1 protein-coding gene is annotated in these 231 nt (G+C 47.2%); it reads right to left on the bottom strand.

Annotation, left to right across the window (positions count from 1 at the left end; all coding sequences use genetic code 11):
* Window positions 1-203 (bottom strand): hypothetical protein (locus LK536_RS59225; RefSeq protein ID WP_506092392.1); only part of this gene is annotated, 203 nt, incomplete at its 3' end.
* Between the last annotated feature and the right edge of the window lie 28 nt (window positions 204-231).

Here is a 231-nt window from a genome sequence, read left to right on the forward strand (position 1 = left end):
GCCCTGGCCTTATCCATGGAGTCCCAGGCGTATCCCATGTACGCCCCATAAATAATCATCAGGAATACGGCTGCCAGGATGGCAATCGCCACTTCGGCCCCTGCATAAATCAGGGTAATCAGGAGCACAATGGGGGCTAGGAATCCAAACAGCGTGTGGCCCATTGTCATTTCTTTCAGTTCAGAAGTTTTCTTCTTACTCATAAATGTTCCCCTATCATATTAGTTTTAT

The organism is Clostridium pacaense, from assembly GCF_020709765.2.
Taxonomy (GTDB): Bacteria; Bacillota; Clostridia; order Lachnospirales; family Lachnospiraceae; genus Enterocloster; species Enterocloster hominis.